Annotated in this window: 15 protein-coding genes and 1 other RNA gene; 11 read left to right on the forward strand and 5 right to left on the reverse strand. The window is 55.3% G+C overall.

Translation table 11 applies throughout. The features are described from left to right. Positions 1–50 precede the first annotated feature (50 nt). Both ffs and CRO87_RS03450 read left to right on the forward strand, forming a co-directional pair. An RNA gene (gene ffs / locus CRO87_RS03440) (signal recognition particle sRNA small type) lies at positions 51–147 on the forward strand. A 631-nt stretch (positions 148–778) separates the two neighbouring features. Beyond that, complete coding sequence (locus CRO87_RS03450; RefSeq protein WP_217992661.1) at positions 779–1,816, forward strand: methyltransferase; 1,038 nt, start codon at positions 779–781, stop codon at positions 1,814–1,816. Between the two features lie 295 nt (positions 1,817–2,111). Here the strand turns inward: CRO87_RS03450 and CRO87_RS03455 are convergent, their stop codons facing one another. Together CRO87_RS03455 and CRO87_RS03460 are read right to left on the reverse strand one after the other, a co-directional pair. Further along, positions 2,112–2,894 (reverse strand): hypothetical protein, encoded by a 783-nt coding sequence (locus CRO87_RS03455; RefSeq protein WP_097161526.1) that lies wholly within the window; start codon positions 2,892–2,894, stop codon positions 2,112–2,114. A 172-nt stretch (positions 2,895–3,066) separates the two neighbouring features. Continuing rightward, the gene (locus tag CRO87_RS03460) at positions 3,067–3,336 is read right to left on the reverse strand and encodes a hypothetical protein (protein WP_097161527.1); all 270 of its coding nucleotides are present in this window, start codon (positions 3,334–3,336) and stop codon (positions 3,067–3,069) included. Positions 3,337–3,620: 284 nt separating this feature from the next. On the opposite strand from CRO87_RS03460, the gene CRO87_RS03465 reads away from it, so the two are divergent. Together CRO87_RS03465 and CRO87_RS03470 are read left to right on the forward strand one after the other, a co-directional pair. Further along, complete coding sequence (locus tag CRO87_RS03465; RefSeq protein ID WP_097161528.1) at positions 3,621–3,869, forward strand: hypothetical protein; 249 nt, start codon at positions 3,621–3,623, stop codon at positions 3,867–3,869. Then, complete coding sequence (locus tag CRO87_RS03470; protein WP_097161529.1) at positions 3,866–4,081, forward strand: hypothetical protein; 216 nt, start codon at positions 3,866–3,868, stop codon at positions 4,079–4,081. The genes CRO87_RS03465 and CRO87_RS03470 overlap by 4 nt, the downstream gene beginning before the upstream one ends. A 141-nt stretch (positions 4,082–4,222) precedes the next feature. Here the strand turns inward: CRO87_RS03470 and CRO87_RS03475 are convergent, their stop codons facing one another. Then, the gene (locus CRO87_RS03475) at positions 4,223–5,650 is read right to left on the reverse strand and encodes a PLP-dependent aminotransferase family protein (RefSeq protein ID WP_097161530.1); all 1,428 of its coding nucleotides are present in this window, start codon (positions 5,648–5,650) and stop codon (positions 4,223–4,225) included. Between the two features lie 87 nt (positions 5,651–5,737). Between CRO87_RS03475 and CRO87_RS03480 the strand changes: the two genes are divergently transcribed. The 4 genes from CRO87_RS03480 (at position 5,738) to CRO87_RS03495 (ending at position 11,101) form a co-directional block, all read left to right on the forward strand. Beyond that, positions 5,738–6,352, forward strand: a complete 615-nt coding sequence (locus CRO87_RS03480) for a YitT family protein (RefSeq protein WP_097161531.1) — start codon at positions 5,738–5,740, stop codon at positions 6,350–6,352. Positions 6,353–6,424: 72 nt separating this feature from the next. Next, the gene (locus CRO87_RS03485) at positions 6,425–7,495 is read left to right on the forward strand and encodes a LacI family DNA-binding transcriptional regulator (RefSeq protein WP_097161532.1); all 1,071 of its coding nucleotides are present in this window, start codon (positions 6,425–6,427) and stop codon (positions 7,493–7,495) included. Positions 7,496–7,601: 106 nt separating this feature from the next. Further along, positions 7,602–10,685, forward strand: a complete 3,084-nt coding sequence (locus tag CRO87_RS03490; RefSeq protein WP_097161533.1) for a beta-galactosidase — start codon at positions 7,602–7,604, stop codon at positions 10,683–10,685. Positions 10,686–10,747: 62 nt separating this feature from the next. Beyond that, positions 10,748–11,101, forward strand: a complete 354-nt coding sequence (locus CRO87_RS03495; protein ID WP_097161672.1) for a DUF1428 domain-containing protein — start codon at positions 10,748–10,750, stop codon at positions 11,099–11,101. Positions 11,102–11,135: 34 nt separating this feature from the next. Here CRO87_RS03495 and CRO87_RS03500 read toward each other — a convergent pair whose 3' ends face one another. Further along, positions 11,136–12,695 (reverse strand): EAL domain-containing protein, encoded by a 1,560-nt coding sequence (locus CRO87_RS03500; RefSeq protein ID WP_097161534.1) that lies wholly within the window; start codon positions 12,693–12,695, stop codon positions 11,136–11,138. A 104-nt stretch (positions 12,696–12,799) separates the two neighbouring features. Between CRO87_RS03500 and CRO87_RS03505 the strand changes: the two genes are divergently transcribed. Next, a complete protein-coding gene (locus CRO87_RS03505) occupies positions 12,800–13,516 on the forward strand; it encodes a GntR family transcriptional regulator (protein ID WP_097161535.1) in 717 nt (238 codons plus the stop codon). On the opposite strand, the gene CRO87_RS03510 is transcribed toward CRO87_RS03505, so the two are convergent. Next, positions 13,517–14,716, reverse strand: coding sequence for an enolase C-terminal domain-like protein (locus CRO87_RS03510; RefSeq protein WP_097161536.1), 1,200 nt, complete (start codon positions 14,714–14,716; stop codon positions 13,517–13,519). It abuts the gene before it with no gap. 276 nt (positions 14,717–14,992) lie between these two features. Between CRO87_RS03510 and CRO87_RS03515 the strand changes: the two genes are divergently transcribed. Both CRO87_RS03515 and CRO87_RS03520 read left to right on the forward strand, forming a co-directional pair. Then, the gene (locus tag CRO87_RS03515) at positions 14,993–16,396 is read left to right on the forward strand and encodes a PTS transporter subunit EIIC (RefSeq protein WP_097161537.1); all 1,404 of its coding nucleotides are present in this window, start codon (positions 14,993–14,995) and stop codon (positions 16,394–16,396) included. Positions 16,397–16,540: 144 nt separating this feature from the next. Next, positions 16,541–16,801 (forward strand): type B 50S ribosomal protein L31, encoded by a 261-nt coding sequence (locus CRO87_RS03520; protein WP_097161538.1) that lies wholly within the window; start codon positions 16,541–16,543, stop codon positions 16,799–16,801. Position 16,802: the final 1 nt, after the last annotated feature.

Here is a 16,802-nt window from a genome sequence, read left to right on the forward strand (position 1 = left end):
ACAGGGATAATGCGCCAGCGCGTCAGAAATGGCGCTCTCAATGGGGGCTCTGTTGGTTCTCCCGCAACGCTACTCTGTTCACCAGGTCAGGTCCGGAAGGAAGCAGCCAGGGCAGACGACGTGTGTGCCGGGATGTAGCTGGCAGGGCCCCCACCCATTTGTACTAAGTGCATGATATCCATCATGTAATCCCCTTTTTTCGTGCATTGAAACGGCAGTGATACAACTTTTGTGTATCACCAGGACGCTTATCAATGTCGCATCTTATGCTTTCCCGTCACGGAATCTGGTTCTACCGAAGGGTCTGCCTGACACCTCGGGAACGCCGTGAAATTCGAATTTCTCTTCGTACAGGTTCCTGGCGTGAAGCTTTGCTCCGTTTGAAGAAATATCTCACCTCACAACCTTTCCAATGCTTGCGCAGTCCATCCCGGTACGATTCCGCAGGCTAATCATTGGCGTCACTGTTAAGGCTCCATAAACGGTCGTTTAGCAGAGTAAGAAATATAATCATTTTAATGTATCCATTACGCCTATAATACGGCCTGGCATAATGCAGAATACAAACCGGCAACCTCTAAACAACCCCAGATATAAATTTATCACGCTCTGCTAACGATGGTGGGATTGATGGTTTCAGAGAAACTGTAACCATTCATTACCCTCATAATAGCTTGATAATTAATGTTATTTTGATAGGGTAAAAACCCTTAAAATTATGATGAATTGATGCAGGATGGTATAATCAATGCTCACAAATAGTGAGGGGTATATAGCTTTGAACAAGCAAACTCATGTACAGAAGACTGGCATAAATCCACATCAAAATTCTTTTATACTTCATGATCTGATGTATGGTCATATTTACGCAAGCGCGTTACGGGCGGTTGTTGTACATAATATTGCTGATTTACTGGCAGAGAAACCGCTTTCGGCAGAAGAGCTTGCCCAACGCGCTGGTTTAATATCTGAACCGTTGTTTAGAGTGTTGCGTTTTCTTTCACATCGCGGACTTTTTTTACTGCTGGATAACCATCAATGGACATTGACTGAGCAGGGCAGATTGTTGTGTGAAAATACACAAGGATCGCAGCGTAACGCCATACTTCTCTTTACTGACGAAATGTTCAGCCATTCCGCAGCAGCACTTCCTGAAACGTTACGTCAGTCGAAACCGGGTTTTGATATCCATTTTAATAATGATTTCTTTAGTTACCTTTCCGTTGCTCCAGAAAAAAGTCGACTGTTTGATTCTGCAATGTCAGCGCTGACGTCGGGAGTGAACCAGAAAATAGCGGAAAGTTATCCGTTTCCTGATGAGGGGCAGATAATTGATATTGCTGGAGGAAAAGGCGGCTTACTGAGAGAAATTTTGTTCCGTTCACCTGGTCTATCAGGATTGCTTTTCGACAGACCTGAAACGGTGGCAAACACGTTACTGCCCGATGCTGGACTGAAGAATCACTGGCAGGTAGAGGGCGGTGATATATTTCAGCATATGCCAAAAGGCGGAGATATTTATCTGCTTAAAAATATTCTGCACGACTTTTCAGATGCGGATTGCCTGAGAATATTAACGGTTCTGCGCCGTGCCATTAATAAAGGGAAAAAGCTTCTGGTTATTGAAGCTATTTTACCTGATGACGGTGCTTTTCATCCTGCGGTTAACCTGGATGTGGTAATGTTAATGACCCTGAACGGGAAGGAGAGGACGATGAAGGAATTCAGTCAGCTTCTTGAAACCAGTGGTTTTGCACTTCAGACAATTTATCCCACCCGCTCTTTGACTTCTGTTATTGAAGCAATCGCCATGTAATCGTGTCTGGTGCAGTTGGTGGTGCTAAATGTTATCTGTTGCTGTAAATGTTTAGCACCACCACATACGCTTCAAGAAAATAAATAAGCTTCTCGAAAAATTTATGCAGGGTCAGGCATTTTTAATGCCAGACCGGCAGAAATCAGGGCACTGTTCAATTATCAGCTCGATCAGACGCCCACGTCGAACTGCGGGATCGCATTTTGGCCGCAGGACTACCTATTTGATTCGTCTTCGCAAAATCACGGCGTATTAATCAACGGGGAGCAGGTCATATCAACCATCCCCCACTCCGTTAGTTCAGAAATTGCAGGTTAAGCCCCGCAAAAATTTGCCATTTTGGCTGCCCATCACCACGATCGGCAACGCTGCCCTGAGGTTCAATAAAGAAGTTATAGACGGTTTTCTGACGCTTTATGACCTGGCCGATACCCAGACCTAACGGGACGCTGTAGTCGTCGTTATGCAGGTTATAAAGCCAGATCGGTGCCGCACGAAGATAGGTCCCGCCTCCCAGTTGATAGAAGAGGAAAGGCTGGAATGTGGCCAGGTTCACATCGCTTCGGTCATCGTCTCCGGCAAAACTATGTTGCCAGGAGGCGAGGTAGCCATACTGAAATTTTGGATTGCTGGCATCAAACAGGACGTTAACCAGACCTCCGGACCATTTACCGGAGCCAACGGCATCATCAGACGCTGTAGGGGTGGTAATTTGTGGCCCAAAGCCAAAACTCACCGCAGGGTTTCCGGTATCAATAAGCCAGGATGCGAACAAATTAAGGTCGCCTACGCCAGTACGATGACCGCCGTCGGGAGGGGTTGGATAGGTATTAATCGGTAGTGATGCCCGTAACAGCCAGTCGCTTTTACCTAACGAAAAGGGGGTCGCGTAGCGGAACCAGAACTGGTTAGCATCCTCACTCGTCCCGCTGACATCACCGATGTAATAGTTTTGCATATTAAAAGCGGTCATGTTTGCGAGCGGGTTATTTGCCTGCGCTGCGCTGTTACCCTCATCAGCCCAACTGCTTCCCGCAACCAAAAATGCCAACGCGCAGAATCCTGATCTCATTTTCATCGTTATCTCATCATGTAACGGTATCCATGAAGAGTAGATTATTTGTTACTGGTTTGAGCACTAAATAGCGGTTTCGACTCAAATTTGCGATCGATCTGCGAAGATCGGACTGTCTTGTTACGGGAATTGCAGGGACGTCACCTTCTCGGGCTTGCTAACAGAACGGTAAATCTCAATTTTGTTTTTTGACTCTTCCAGGCCACACGTCAACACAGTTTCCCGCAACCAGCGACATATTCAGCTGTTCCGTTTTGTGGCGATCGTCCTCCGTCCAGGATTCCAGCGGCTGTCTGCCGCCCCAAATAGTGATGGCGGTCTGTCGCTCCGGCCAGTCGGTGATCTCCGCCAGTTCAATGGTTTTGCCGTTGCTGAGCTCCAGCACCACAGTTTCACCTTCCACTTCACGCAGCACGCCTTCGCTGTCGGTCACAAAAATCTTCATCGTTGTTCGCCTCTGTTATGTGTTTATCCAGTTTACCGCGAAGCCTCTTCCGGCATCTAAACCGAAATGCAACCCGTGAATTTTAGTGGCGCTGAATGAGATCTGCAGCAAGAATAAACAATAAGTCACGCAGCTGAAATATAGTTGTCATATAACTGTCATATATTAGGCTGACAATAAATCCGGGTTATTATTTGTTTCATTTTTATGAATAAATTATTGCTGGATTGCCTGTAAATGTTCGTGTATTAATTATCTGAATTTATTGCGCGGGAAGCGAGACCATGACCACTGCAGTTCTGAATGTTAAAATTGACGGCGATCTGAAAGAGCAATTACGCCATTATGCGGAAGTCCATAACGAGACGCTGAGCGCAGCGACGCAAAAGCTGCTACAGCTGGCATTTGAAGTGGCATCAGAGGCGGGAGTATCCGAAGATGAGGTTGACAGTCAGCATACCGAAGAAGAGTCATCTCCTCTTACTCCTAAAGAAATCAAGGCATTACGAAAACTTCTGAAGAAGAGAAAATGAAACAACAACTTTCAACCGCCAGCAGCTATGGCGAAGCCTGTGAAATGCTTCGCTCTGGGTATGTGAAGCACGTACGCCTGAACTGGAATGTCGGCAGCGATGAGTTTTTCCGCATAGCCTCAGACTGGTGCGACACCGGTGCAAAAATTAAAAAAGACGGCGATAGTTTTATTATTTCTGTCAAAGGGTTCCCCATTCCCCGCCAGCATTAATAAAAATATCAACATCATGTCATATTGCTGAAGCCTGCAATCAGGATACTGTTCAGCGATAACAAAGAAACAATCATCTCATGCTATCACGGACGATATATTGGACGAGCTGATATCCGGTATCGGCTCGTCGCTATTTTATTAAATAATTTTCCGTGTACGTAATGTATTCTGCTGACCGTTCAGTGAATTCCACAGCGGTTGTAGCGTCTTAAAGGCGATTCTTAGCGCTTCATCGTCCAGCGTATACGGTATTCTCAGCCAGCGGTCAAATGCTCCGGCCAGTCCGAACCGCGTTCCTGTGCCCAAATGAATGCCTACACTTTCCGCGCGGGCAGCAAACTGCGTTGCCACCATATCCGGCAATTCTACCCAAAACGACAATCCCCCTTCCGGCTGGGCATAACGCCACTCCGGGAAGTACTCGCTCATCAGCGCGCTGCACATATCACGGCGGGCGGCGAGCATTTTCCGCCTTTCTGGCAGGAACTGCTCTGCGTTTTCCAGCAGCCAGAGAGTCGCCAGCTGTTCCAGCAGCGGAGAGCCTAAATCCAGCGTGTCGCGGGCCTGCACCAGCGAGGAGAGCGTGCGCGCTGAGGCACGGATCCAGCCTAATCGCAGGCCGCCCCAGAAGCTTTTCCCTGTTGAGCCGAGCGTGATAACTGGCGCATCGGCATTGAAGGCAGCCAGCGGCTGCGGGGGAGGCGCGCGGTACCAGAGATCGACCATCGTCTCATCAATGACCAGCGTGGTACGCGTGCGAGCGGCGAGGTCGGCGATGCGTCGGCGCGTCGGCGCATCCATACAGCGCCCGGTTGGATTGTGGAAGTCCGGCATCAGATAAGCGAGGCGCGGTGAGGTTTGCGCGATGGTCGCAGCAAGTCCGTCAACATCCCAGCCCTCTGCGGGAAGTGACACGCCCACCGGGCGGCAGGACGCGCCCTGAATCGCAGCGATGGCTAAAGGATAAGTCGGATTTTCCACCACCACCCGATCGCCCGGCCCCGTGAGCAGCCGCAGAATCAGCGCCAACCCGCTGACCGCGCCATTCACCACCATGATCTCATCGGCACGGGTTGGCAGGCCGCGCTCGCAATAGCGCCGAGCGATTGCCTCGCGCAGGGCAGGCAAACCCTGCTGATCGTAGCCGGTGCTGGCAAGGTGCTGCGGCATACAGCTTAGCGCATGGCTGTAGGCCTGATGAATTTCCGGCCCGGCGCTCAGTGCCGCCGTTGATAAATCGAGCGCCTGAACGGCGGTCATTCGCGTTGGCACCTGCTGATGCTGCGTGGGCAGGATTACCCGCGAACCGCTGCCGTGGCGGCTGACCACGTAGCCTTCGTCGCGCAGTTGAGCCAGCGCGCTGGCAACGGTCGTGCGGCTGACGTTGAGCGCTGAGGCCAGCTCACGTTCACCGGGTAACCGGCTGTCGAGCGCCAGACGGCCATCAAGGATCAACAGACGCAGCGCCCCGGCGAGCTGACGCCAGAGCGGGGTACGGGAAAGGTTTTCCTGCCAGTGGCCCAGCAGGCTCACCAGCGACTGGCTACCGGAACGACGTAACGACATAGCAGTCCACTTTTATAAAACTGGTCATTAATAATCAGTCCATTTTTGACGATGATGCGATTTTCAGCAACCAATAATGAGGTTTATATGCTGCGCCGTTTACTGCAACTGTACGTCGGGCTTTGCCTGTATGGGGTTTCGATCGCGATGTACGTCCGCGCCGGACTGGGGGTCGATCCGTGGGATGTCTTCCACCTTGGGGTGAGTCAGCAGCTGTCAGCCGATTTCGGTACGGTGATGATTGTCACCGGTGCGCTGGTTCTGCTGCTGTGGATCCCAATCCGCCAGCGTCCAGGGCTTGGCACCGTCAGTAACGTGATTGTGCTTGGCCTTGCGGCAAATGCCACGCTGAGCGTCCTGGGCACGCCAGATTCTTTGTGGCTGCAAAGTGGACTGCTGATTGCCGCCGTTATGCTCAATGCGGTGGCGACGGGGATGTACATTGGCGCAGGGTTTGGTCCCGGGCCGCGAGACGGGCTGATGACCGGCATTCATGCCCGCACCGGTTGGTCGATTCGCGCCATTCGCACCACGATTGAGATAACGGTGCTGGTGATTGGCTATTTCCTTGGCGGCAGCGTGGGCGTGGGGACGCTGGTCTATGCGCTGGCGATTGGCCCGCTGATCCAGCTCTGTCTGCCCTGGTTCCAGGTGAAGCCTTCCACGACGTCTTCACTGAATAAAGCGAAGGCAGTGAACTAAATTACGAAGCGCTCACGGTAATCAATGGCAATATCCGTTACACTGGCGTCATTATGGTCCGGAACCCGAACAATGAAAGCCATCACACTTTATGACGTCGCCCAGGCGGCAGGTGTTTCCTACCAGACCGTCTCCCGCGTGATTAACCAGGCGGAGCACGTCTCGGCCCGCACCCGCGAAAAGGTGCAGCGGGCGATGACGGAGCTGAACTATGTGCCCAATCGTGGGGCGCAGCTGCTGGCCGGAAAACGCCAGCCCACTTTGGGGCTGATCAGCGCCGACCTGGCCCTGCATGCGCCTTCGCAGATTGCTTCCGCCGTCAAACGTCGGGCCAGCGAGCGGGGCTACGCAGTGCTGATTTCCATGGTGACCCATTATGCGGAAGCGGACTGTCGCGAAGCGCTACAGGAGATGCTGGCCCAGCGCGTGGACGGCCTGATCGTCAATTTGCCGTTGGAGGATGAGGCAGCGCAGCGATTGTCTGTGCTGGCCGCACCGCTGCCGGTGCTGTTTCTTGATGTTAGCGAACAGGCGCAGGTCAACAGCCTGGTGTTCAGCCCAACTCAGGGGGCTGAGCTTGGCGTCGCGCATTTGCTGGAGCAGGGGCATTCGCGCATTGCGCTGCTGGCAGGGCCGAAGAGCTCTGTCTCCGCGCGAGCCCGCCTTCAGGGCTGGCAACACGCGCTGGCACAAGCCGGAAGCGAAGCCTGCGCCATTGCCAGCGGCGACTGGAGCGCGCAGTCCGGGTATGAAAAGGCGCACAGCCTGCTGGCGGATGCCGTCAGGCCGGATGCCATCCTGGTGGCGAACGACCAGATGGCGCTCGGCGTACTGAGAGCCTGTGCGGAAAAGGGGATTGCGGTCCCTCGTCAGCTGTCCGTTGTCGGCTATGATGACACCATGGACAGCGCCTGGTTTACGCCGCCGTTGACCACCGTTCGTCAGGCATTCCGCGCTGCGGGCGAGCAAGGTGTGGACTGGCTTATCGGCGAACATGACCCCCAAAGGCTGAGCCAGACGCGGCTGCCCGTCACCCTAATCGTACGAGGATCAACAGCGGTTGCCGGATCGGAGTCCACGGACGATCTCGCGAGCCGCCTCCAGGAACTCGCGGCGTTTGCCGACAAACTCGGTTTACGCTGACGGCTTTGTGATCGCCCTCGCTTCTTGCCGATCGGATCCTTTACCCGTCACTCTGATCGGTTCATGCTGCGTAAAATTGTGAGCGCTTCGCAAAGAGGATTAACCGATGACCCCTGCACCTTCCGCCCTTGCCCTGCAACTGACCCGCCGCGACTGGGAAAACCCGGTCGTGACCCAATGGCACCGTTTACCTGCCCATGCGCCGATGTTCAGCTGGCGTAGCGAAGAGGAGGCGCAGCAGGATGTGCTTTCCGCCTCCCGGCTGCTGCTCAACGGCGAGTGGCGTTTCAGCTTTTTCAACGCGCCAGAAGCCGTGCCGGAAGGCTGGCTGACTGAAGATTTAGCTGATGCTGTGGCGATGCCCGTGCCGTCGAACTGGCAGATGCAGGGCTTTGATACGCCGATTTACACCAACGTCACCTACCCGATCCCAGTCACGCCGCCGCAGGTTCCGGCCGAAAACCCCACGGGCTGCTACTCGCGCGAGTTCGATGTGCCGGAAAGCTGGCTGAATGAGGGGCAGACGCGCATCGTCTTTGACGGTGTGAATTCGGCTTTTCATCTCTGGTGCAACGGCCAGTGGATAGGCTATTCCCAGGACAGCCGCTTGCCCGCCGAATTCGATCTGAGCCAGGCGCTGGTGGCCGGACGCAACCGCCTTGCGGTGCTGGTGCTGCGCTGGTGCGACGGCAGCTATCTGGAAGATCAGGACATGTGGCGGATGAGCGGTATTTTCCGCGATGTATCCCTGCTGCACAAACCCGCGACGCGGATTGCTGATTACCATCACACCACCGATCTGAATGAGGATTTCACTCACGGCGTGCTGAGGCTGAACGTGACGCTGGAAGGGGCGGCGTTTGCCAGTGCGGAAGTGGAGGCGGTGCTCTGGCGTGAAGGGAAAGAAGTCGGGCGTCAGCGGCAGAAGCCAGGCTCAGACATTGTCGATGAGCGCGGCAATTGGGCGGAGCGTCTGACGATGGCGATCCCTGTGACAGCGCCGGATTTATGGAGTGCTGAGATCCCCAATCTCTATCGCCTGACAATGACCCTGATAAGCGCTGATGGCAGCGTACTGGAAACCGAAGCCTGCGATGTGGGCTTTCGCAAAGTGGCGATCGTTAATGGCCTGCTGACGCTGAATGGTAAAACGCTGCTGATCCGCGGCGTCAATCGTCACGAACATCACCCGCAGACAGGCCAGGCCGTGGATGAAGCCACCATGCGCCAGGATATTCTGCTGATGAAGCAGAACAACTTCAACGCCGTGCGCTGCTCGCACTATCCCAATCATCCATTGTGGTATCGGCTGTGCGATCGCTATGGCCTGTACGTGGTGGATGAGGCCAATATCGAAACCCACGGCATGGTGCCGATGAGCCGCCTGGCGGACGATCCCTGCTGGCTTCCGGCGATGAGCGAGCGCGTGACGCGCATGGTAGCCCGCGATCGTAACCATCCTTCCATTATCATCTGGTCGCTCGGCAACGAGTCCGGGCACGGTGCCAACCACGATGCGCTGTACCGCTGGCTGAAAACCACCGATCCTACGCGTCCGGTGCAGTACGAAGGCGGTGGGGCGGATACTGCCGCCACAGATATCATTTGCCCGATGTATGCCCGGGTAGATCAGGATCAGCCGTTCCCGGCGGTGCCGAAATGGTCGCTCAGCAAGTGGATCGGACTGCCGGGCGAAACGCGCCCGCTGATCCTCTGCGAATATGCTCATGCTATGGGCAACAGCTTCGGCGGCTTTGCGAAATACTGGCAGGCGTTTCGCAAGTATCCGCGCCTGCAGGGCGGCTTCGTCTGGGACTGGGTCGATCAGGCGTTGTGTAAAACGGATGAGCAGGGCAGCCACTTCTGGGCCTACGGCGGCGACTTTGGCGACACGCCAAACGACCGTCAGTTCTGCATGAACGGGCTGGTGTTCCCGGATCGCACCCCGCATCCGGCGCTGTTCGAAGCGAAACGCGCGCAGCAGTTCTTCCAGTTCCGTTTGCTCTCCACTTCGCCGCTGAAAATTGAAATCGCCAGCGAATACCTGTTCCGCCGCAGCGATAACGAGCGTCTGCGCTGGTGGCTGGCACGTGATGGCGAAGTGCTTGCCGAAGGTGAGTGCGGGCTCGATATTTTGCCTCAGGAAACGCAGGCGATTGAGCTGGCGAACTTCACTTTACCCACAGGCCTCGGTGAAGTCTGGCTGAACGTCGAAGTGTGGCAGACCGACGCCACGGCCTGGTCTGATGCACAGCACCTGTGCGCATGGGATCAGTGGAAAATACCTGCCCCGCTGGCGTTGGCGGAATGGCCTGTCGCAGGCGTCGCGCCGCAGCTCACCACGAGTGACGCGGCCTTTACCGTCAGCCATGGCAACCAGCGCTGGGCGTTCAGCCGTGAAAGCGGGCATCTGGAGCAGTGGTGGCGCAACGAACAGCCGGGGCTGCTGTCGCCGGTGCAGGATAACTTCACCCGCGCGCCGCTCGACAACGACATCGGCGTCAGCGAAGCGACCCGAATCGATCCGAATGCCTGGGTGGAGCGCTGGAAGGCGGCAGGGCTGTATGACATGGAGGCAACCCTGTTGCACTGTGAGGCACAAACTCAGGGGGAGAGCGTGACTATCGTGACTCGCCACGCCTGGATGCATCAGCAGAAAGCATTGTTTATTTCCGACAAGCGCTGGCGTATTGACGGCCACGGCGTGCTGCATGCGGATATAGACGTTACCGTGGCGGCAAACATTCCCGAACCGGCGCGAATTGGCATTTGCTGCCAGCTGGCGGAGGTGGCTCCTGCGGTATCCTGGCTGGGGCTTGGGCCACATGAAAACTATCCCGATCGCCAACTGTCGGCTCGTCACGGGCGCTGGAATTTACCGCTTGCAGAGATGCATACGCCTTATATTTTCCCGACGGAAAATGGCCTGCGCTGCGAGACTCAGGAACTGCGCTTTGGCAACCATGAACTGCGTGGCCGGTTCCATTTCGGCCTTAGCCGCTACGGTCAGCAGCAGCTGCGCGAGACGACTCACAACCATCTGCTGCGCGAAGAAGCGGGCTGCTGGCTGAACCTGGATGCGTTCCATATGGGCGTCGGCGGCGATGACTCCTGGAGCCCGAGCGTTGCGCCGGAGTTCCTGCTGGCAGAGCGCCGCTTGCGTTATGCGTTCAGCTGGGGTCGGGACTAAACTTAACCATGCCGGATGCGGTCAGAACCGCTGGCCGCGCCGTTCACTTCGGAGGTTATCTCATGAAGTATGTTGATGGTTTTGTCGTTGCCGTTCCGGCGGATAAAAAGGAGGAATACCTCGCGCTCGCGGCAAAGGCAGCCCCGCTGTTCAAAGAATTTGGGGCCACCCGCGTGGTGGAGTGCTGGACGGACGACGTGCCCGACGGCAAGCTCACGGATTTCCGCATGGCGGTCAAAGCGGAAGAGAACGAAGTGGTAGTGTTCAGCTGGATTGAGTACCCGTCAAAAGAGGCCCGGGATGCGGCCAACGCGAAGATGATGGCCGATCCCCGGATGAAAGAGATGGGCGAAAGCATGCCCTTCGACGGGAAACGGATGATTTACGGCGGCTTTGCGCCGATCCTTGACGAGTAAGCCATGACGGCTGTGCGGCGTGCCGCCAGCCGTTTTAGTTTTGATGCAGGTTGGCCTCTGCCCAGAGGATAAACTCCGCCTTCGGCAGCGCTTTACTGAATAGCCAGCCCTGGCCGAACTGCACGCCGTGCTCCGCCAGCCATTTCCGCTGACACTCCGTCTCCACCCCTTCCGCGACCATAGCCAGCTTCAGGGTTTTCGCCATGTCGATGATGTGCGGCGTGACGTTATTCAGTTCCAGAGCATCGACGAACGCCTTATCGATTTTAATGATGTCGACGTCGAGGTTTTGCAGGTAGCTGAGGCTGGAATAGCCCGTGCCGAAATCATCGATGTACAGAGCGTAGCCCGCCCGGCGTAGCTGGCTTAGGGTGCTGGCGCTGTTTTTCAGGTCGATAAAGCTGCGCTCCGTCAGCTCCAGCGCCACCTGTGAGGGGGAAATACGCCATTTATTCAGCTGCTGAGCCAGCTGGGAGGGCAGTGCTGCGGAAATCAGATCCTGCGGATCGAGATTAATTGAGACGTGCTTTTCCGGATACAGCTGCAGCCAGGGGCCCAGGTCATCAAACACTTTTTCGACAATCAGCTGTGTGAGGCGGGTGATGAGCCCCGTTTGCACTGCCATGGGCACGAAGATATCCGGGGAGAGAAAGGTGCCGTCCGGCTGTCGCCAGCGGGCCAGCGCTTCTGCCCCGACCACTTTCCCTGAACGCAGCGACACGATTGGCTGATAGTACACATCCAGGCTGCGAGCATTAATGGCATCCAGCATGCGGTGATACGGTGACTGCACATTACGCAACATGCGCAGTATCAGCCAGGTTCCGAGCAGGCTCATGATGATGCCAAGCGGCAGCCACAAAAACAGCTGCTGCTGCCATTTGGCGGCAAGCGGCGCAGTGGATGCCCAGACAACCTGGGAAATGCCAATATCGGGGTAATCGCGAAAATTATACAGCACCCCATTGCGGGCAGCGGTGTGATTGCCAGCGTGGCGCTCCTGCTGCCACAGACGCAAATCAAACGGTGCGCTTTGTGCAATGAGGCTGCCGCTTTGACTGCCAATCAGCGCGGTATGAATGGCCCAGGAGGCGTAGGGCACCACGTCAATAAAAGAGCCAGGATCGAGCATCACCATATGACGATCGCTTGCCAGCGCCACCATTTCACGTTTGATGCCCAGATCGTTGGTGTCCGTCAGCCATACGCGGTAACCGTCCACCGTCCGGCGATCGGTCGGCGGAAAATTGATGTCGCGGCTTTGATTCTCCATCGAGGAGCACATGGGCTTCAGACCTTTGAGCCACAGCACTTCCTGGACTTCGCGGTGGGTGTATGACGCCAGACGCATAGCGCGCAGATGACCTTCGCTGCAGGGCTCTCCCTGAAAGGTATCGATATCCTTAAGCGTGTCTTTGGCCTCGCCAACGACCTGCTGCACGCGAAGAATGACACGTTCACCGTAGTCATTGAGATCGCGGGTAAACTCTTTTTCTGCCTGATAATGTGCAAACCAGACGCTGAGCGTGACCGGCAGTAAGACGGAGAGGATCAGCACGCCCACGACCAGGCTGACCATCTTTTTACTCGTCATGGTCCTGTTTTCCTTATCAAGCGCTGAAATTGTTATGTTACGCCAATTATATGCAATGATGCGCTTAACTGTCTTTTTTCAAAGGTATCTTCAGGACACGCCCGATGAAGAAAAATGAGTTCGTCACTCAGGATCTGCTCAGCAAAATTTATCAACAGGGCGACGGTGGCCCGCGCAAGCTGCCTCCGGAGCGGCAACTGGCGCAAGAGTATGGCGTTTCACGCTCTACGGTGCGTCAGGCGCTGGAGAAACTGGTGAGTATTGGGGTGGTCAGAATTATTCAGGGATCGGGCTGTTGGGTTAACGAACAGGCGCGCAATAATCCGCTGGTGTATAACTCCATTACCGAAAAGCGTTTCGATCAGATGCGTTACCGGATGATAAGCCTGCATAAAAAGCGCCCGAACCGCGAGGAGCAGCAAATATTCGGGCTAACGGAGGATGATTTTATCTGGCAATTTTGCCGTCTGCGCTATGTGGACGACAGTCCGGTGCAAATTGAGGTGTCGCGTATGCCCTCGGCGGCATTCGCGGACCTTAATCAGCAGGTTATCGAACGATCGTTACAGCAGTATGTCCTGCAAAAAGGCTATCCCATTTCGCACATGCTGACGACCTACCGGGCGGTGAACGTCAGCCGCGAACAGGCCGAACTGCTGGGCTGCAAAAAGGGCGGCCCGGCGATGCACATCAATAACCGCGGTATTCTGGAAGGCGGGCAGGTGTATGAGATTAGCGACATCATTGATATCAACTACACCTGCACGTACGTGATTCCGCACAACCGCGACAACCTCGCCTTTCGCCAGCAGCCGGGGTGATTACGGCGTATGCAGTGAGCCGTCCGGCAGGCGGCTTTGCGTCCATTCGTGTGGGCGATACACCACGGGATGCTCAAGGGCCAGCGCTTCGTTGAAGTCCACGCCGATACCAATCGCCTGTGGCGGATAAACGTATCCGTCTTTCACCACCGGTGCGCCGGGGAATACCGCATCGGTGGTGGCCGAGCGCGGTATAAATTCCTGAATAGCAGCGTTGTGCAGGTGAATATTGAGGTGCGTATTCACCGCCACGCCGATGGGCGTCATGTCGCCCGGCCCGTGCCACGCCAGCCGGACGCCAAAGGCCTGGCACAGCACGGCGAGCTTCAGCGCAGGCGTAATGCCGCCAATCTGTGAAACGTGGCAACGGATAAAATCAATCTGCCGGTTGACGATAAGATCGTGCCACTCCGCCGGGTTGTTGAACAACTCACCGAGCGCCAGCGGCACGCTGCTCTGCTGGCGGATTTGCGCCAGCCACGGCGTCTGCTGCGGCGGCAGAATATCTTCAATAAAGTAGGGCTGGTAAGGCTCCAGCTGTTTTGCCAGCTGAACCGCCTGCTGCGGGAACAGGCGCTCGTGAACGTCGTGCAGGATATGGAAGCGGTAACCGTAGCGCTCTCGCAGGGCGCGGAACATCTCCACGGTATTGCGCATGTACTGGTCTTGATCGAACCAGGCGCCCGGCGAAGGGTTTTCCGGGGCGTGCAAATCGGTCGGCGTTCCGCCGTAAAAACCTAACTGGCAGCGAATATGGCGATAGCCTTTCTCAAGCAAAGCATCGACGGATTTATACAGCTCTTCCAGCGTTTCACCGCTGGCGTGAGTGTAGGCGGCAATGGCATCCCGGGATTTCCCGCCGAACAGCTGATAGAGCGGCATTCTGGCAAGCTTCGCTTTGATGTCCCACAGTGCCATGTCCACGCCCGCCATGGCGTTGTTCATCGCCGGGCCGTTTCGCCAGTAGGCGTTGACGTTCATCATCTGCCAGAGATCTTCGATATTATTGGCGTCGCGCCCCAGCAGCAGCGGGCGGAGATACTCATCGACCAGCGTTTTTACCGCCAGCGGACGCTGCTGGAAGGTGGCGCAGCCGAGGCCGACGATCCCTTTGTCGGTTGTGACGCGCACGGTCACCAAATTGTGGCGATCCGGGCGAGTGATAAAGCAGTTAATAGCGGTAATAAGAGTAGGTTCCACGGAAACAGCTCCCTGCGTGAGACGAAAAAATAATTCAAATGATGCGTTATCTTCACCCTATTTTCAGGGCAGCGTAAACCCTTTTCTGGAATAAATATTTTGGTCTGAAATGGTGGGTTAATTGAATTAAAAACCGGACCAATTATTGATAATCATGCCTATGTAGTCCTTTTGTGTGTTGAATTGTGAGCGGTTTCAAATTTTATTGGTTTGTTTTGTTCTTTTGCCTTCATTACGATTCGCATAACCAAAACAAGAACATTTTCAGGAGTCACTATGGGGACGCAGGAGACCATCACCAGGATTATTCAGCTGGTGGGCGGAGAAGAAAACATCAATAAAGTCTGGCACTGCATGACCCGCTTACGCTTTGATTTAATTGATGATGGCAAAATTCAGCACAGTGAAATCAAAGCGCTGCCCGGCGTGCTGGGCGCGCAGCTGCAGAGCGATCAGTTTCAGATAATCATCGGGCCGAAGGTGAACGAGTGGTATGAATCGTTGCAGGCCCGACTCGGCCAGGGGGCTGCGGAACCCGCCACCAGTGGCAAGGGGCGTAAAAGCCTGGTATCCATGTTTATGGATACGGTGTCCGGCGTATTTGGGCCGATCGTGCCCGCCATTGCCGGGGCCGGGATGATCAAAGGTCTGCTGGCGGGGCTGATTGCGCTGAAAGTTGTTTCGCCGAAAAGCGATACGGTGATGATCATCGATTTGATCGCCAGCGGCGTGTTCTACTTCCTGCCGTTTTTCCTTGCCGTATCGGCGGCGAAAATCTTCAAAACCAACGAATACCTGGCGGCTGCGGTGGCGGCATGTCTGATGTATCCGTCGCTGATTGATGCGGCAAAGGCGCTGGCGTCGCACCAGCCTGATGCGGCTTCCGCCCTGTGGCTGATGAATGCCATCCCGGTGTCGGTGTTTAACTACGCCTCGAGCGTCATTCCGGTGATTTTCTCGGTGCTGGCGCTGAAATATATCCATAAGTGGGTCGACGGTATCATGCCGGAGGTGCTGAAAACGGTCTTCACGCCAACCCTGACGCTGTTTATTGGCGCGCTGGCGGCGCTGGTGGTGATTGGCCCGATCGGCATCTGGCTTGGCAAAGGGCTGGCGCTGTTTATTGAAGGCCTGTTCGGCGTATCGGCAAGCTTTGCCGGGCTGGTGGTCGGCGCAATCCGTCCGGTGGCAATCCTCACCGGCATGCACCACGCAATGACGCCCATTGCCCTGCAAAACTTCAGCGATCGCGGGTATGACATGCTGATGCCGATGATGTTTATGGCCAACATGGCGAGTGCCGGTGCGACCTTTGCCATCTGGCGGCTGAGTAAGGATCGTCAGGACCGCACGGTCACGCTGTCGGCGGCGGTATCTGCCCTGCTGGGCATCACCGAACCCGCACTGTTCGGCGTGCTGACCCGCTACAAAAAAGCGTTTATTGCGGCAACGATTGCCAGCTCACTGGCCTCGGCGTTTATCGCGTTCTTCGGCGTGCGCCTTTACGGATACATCCTGTCGAGTATTTTTAGCCTGCCTGCCTATATCGGCCCGTACTTTGTGTTTGCGCTGTCGGGCGTGGCCATTGCGCTGGTGCTGTCGTTCACGCTGACGACGTGGCTTGTGGGGCGCGAACAAAAGCAGCAGCAGAGCGCCCGCTATGCGGAGTCGGTACGCTGATCGACGTTTCTCAGGCATGAACAAGGGCGACAACTGTCGCCCTTTTTTACGTTTAAAGAAAAACCTCATGCTATGCAGGGTTGATCTTCGTGCGGCATCGGCGTACTTTATTGTTATGTTATAATGTAACAAATGAGGTTTGCCATGAAAGCCAACATCCATCCGCATTACCGTACCGTGGTTTTCCACGACACCAGCGCCAACGAATATTTCAAAGTCGGTTCAACCATCAAAACCGATAAGGAAATCGAGCTGGAAGGGGAAACTTTCCCCTACATCACTCTGGACGTGTCATCAAAATCGCACCCGTTCTATACCGGGAAGCAAAGAGCGGCCTCCAGCGAAGGCAGCATGGCGCGCTTCCGCCATCGTTTTGGCGGCTTTCTTGATGCGAAACGGAGCTAAT

Source organism: Enterobacter sp. CC120223-11 (assembly GCF_900215375.1).
In the GTDB taxonomy this organism is placed as follows: domain Bacteria; phylum Pseudomonadota; class Gammaproteobacteria; order Enterobacterales; family Enterobacteriaceae; genus Scandinavium.

Excerpts from the sequence above, each read along its gene's own strand:
- CRO87_RS03455 (WP_097161526.1), bottom strand. The coding sequence starts at position 2,894 with ATGAAAATGAGATCAGGATTCTGCGCGTTGGCATTTTTGGTTGCGGGA.
- CRO87_RS03460 (WP_097161527.1), bottom strand. The coding sequence starts at position 3,336 with ATGAAGATTTTTGTGACCGACAGCGAAGGCGTGCTGCGTGAAGTGGAA.
- CRO87_RS03465 (WP_097161528.1), top strand. The coding sequence starts at position 3,621 with ATGACCACTGCAGTTCTGAATGTTAAAATTGACGGCGATCTGAAAGAG.
- CRO87_RS03470 (WP_097161529.1), top strand. The coding sequence starts at position 3,866 with ATGAAACAACAACTTTCAACCGCCAGCAGCTATGGCGAAGCCTGTGAA.
- CRO87_RS03475 (WP_097161530.1), bottom strand. The coding sequence starts at position 5,650 with ATGTCGTTACGTCGTTCCGGTAGCCAGTCGCTGGTGAGCCTGCTGGGC.
- CRO87_RS03480 (WP_097161531.1), top strand. The coding sequence starts at position 5,738 with ATGCTGCGCCGTTTACTGCAACTGTACGTCGGGCTTTGCCTGTATGGG.
- CRO87_RS03485 (WP_097161532.1), top strand. The coding sequence starts at position 6,425 with ATGAAAGCCATCACACTTTATGACGTCGCCCAGGCGGCAGGTGTTTCC.
- CRO87_RS03490 (WP_097161533.1), top strand. The coding sequence starts at position 7,602 with ATGACCCCTGCACCTTCCGCCCTTGCCCTGCAACTGACCCGCCGCGAC.
- CRO87_RS03495 (WP_097161672.1), top strand. The coding sequence starts at position 10,748 with ATGAAGTATGTTGATGGTTTTGTCGTTGCCGTTCCGGCGGATAAAAAG.
- CRO87_RS03500 (WP_097161534.1), bottom strand. The coding sequence starts at position 12,695 with ATGACGAGTAAAAAGATGGTCAGCCTGGTCGTGGGCGTGCTGATCCTC.
- CRO87_RS03505 (WP_097161535.1), top strand. The coding sequence starts at position 12,800 with ATGAAGAAAAATGAGTTCGTCACTCAGGATCTGCTCAGCAAAATTTAT.
- CRO87_RS03515 (WP_097161537.1), top strand. The coding sequence starts at position 14,993 with ATGGGGACGCAGGAGACCATCACCAGGATTATTCAGCTGGTGGGCGGA.
- CRO87_RS03520 (WP_097161538.1), top strand. The coding sequence starts at position 16,541 with ATGAAAGCCAACATCCATCCGCATTACCGTACCGTGGTTTTCCACGAC.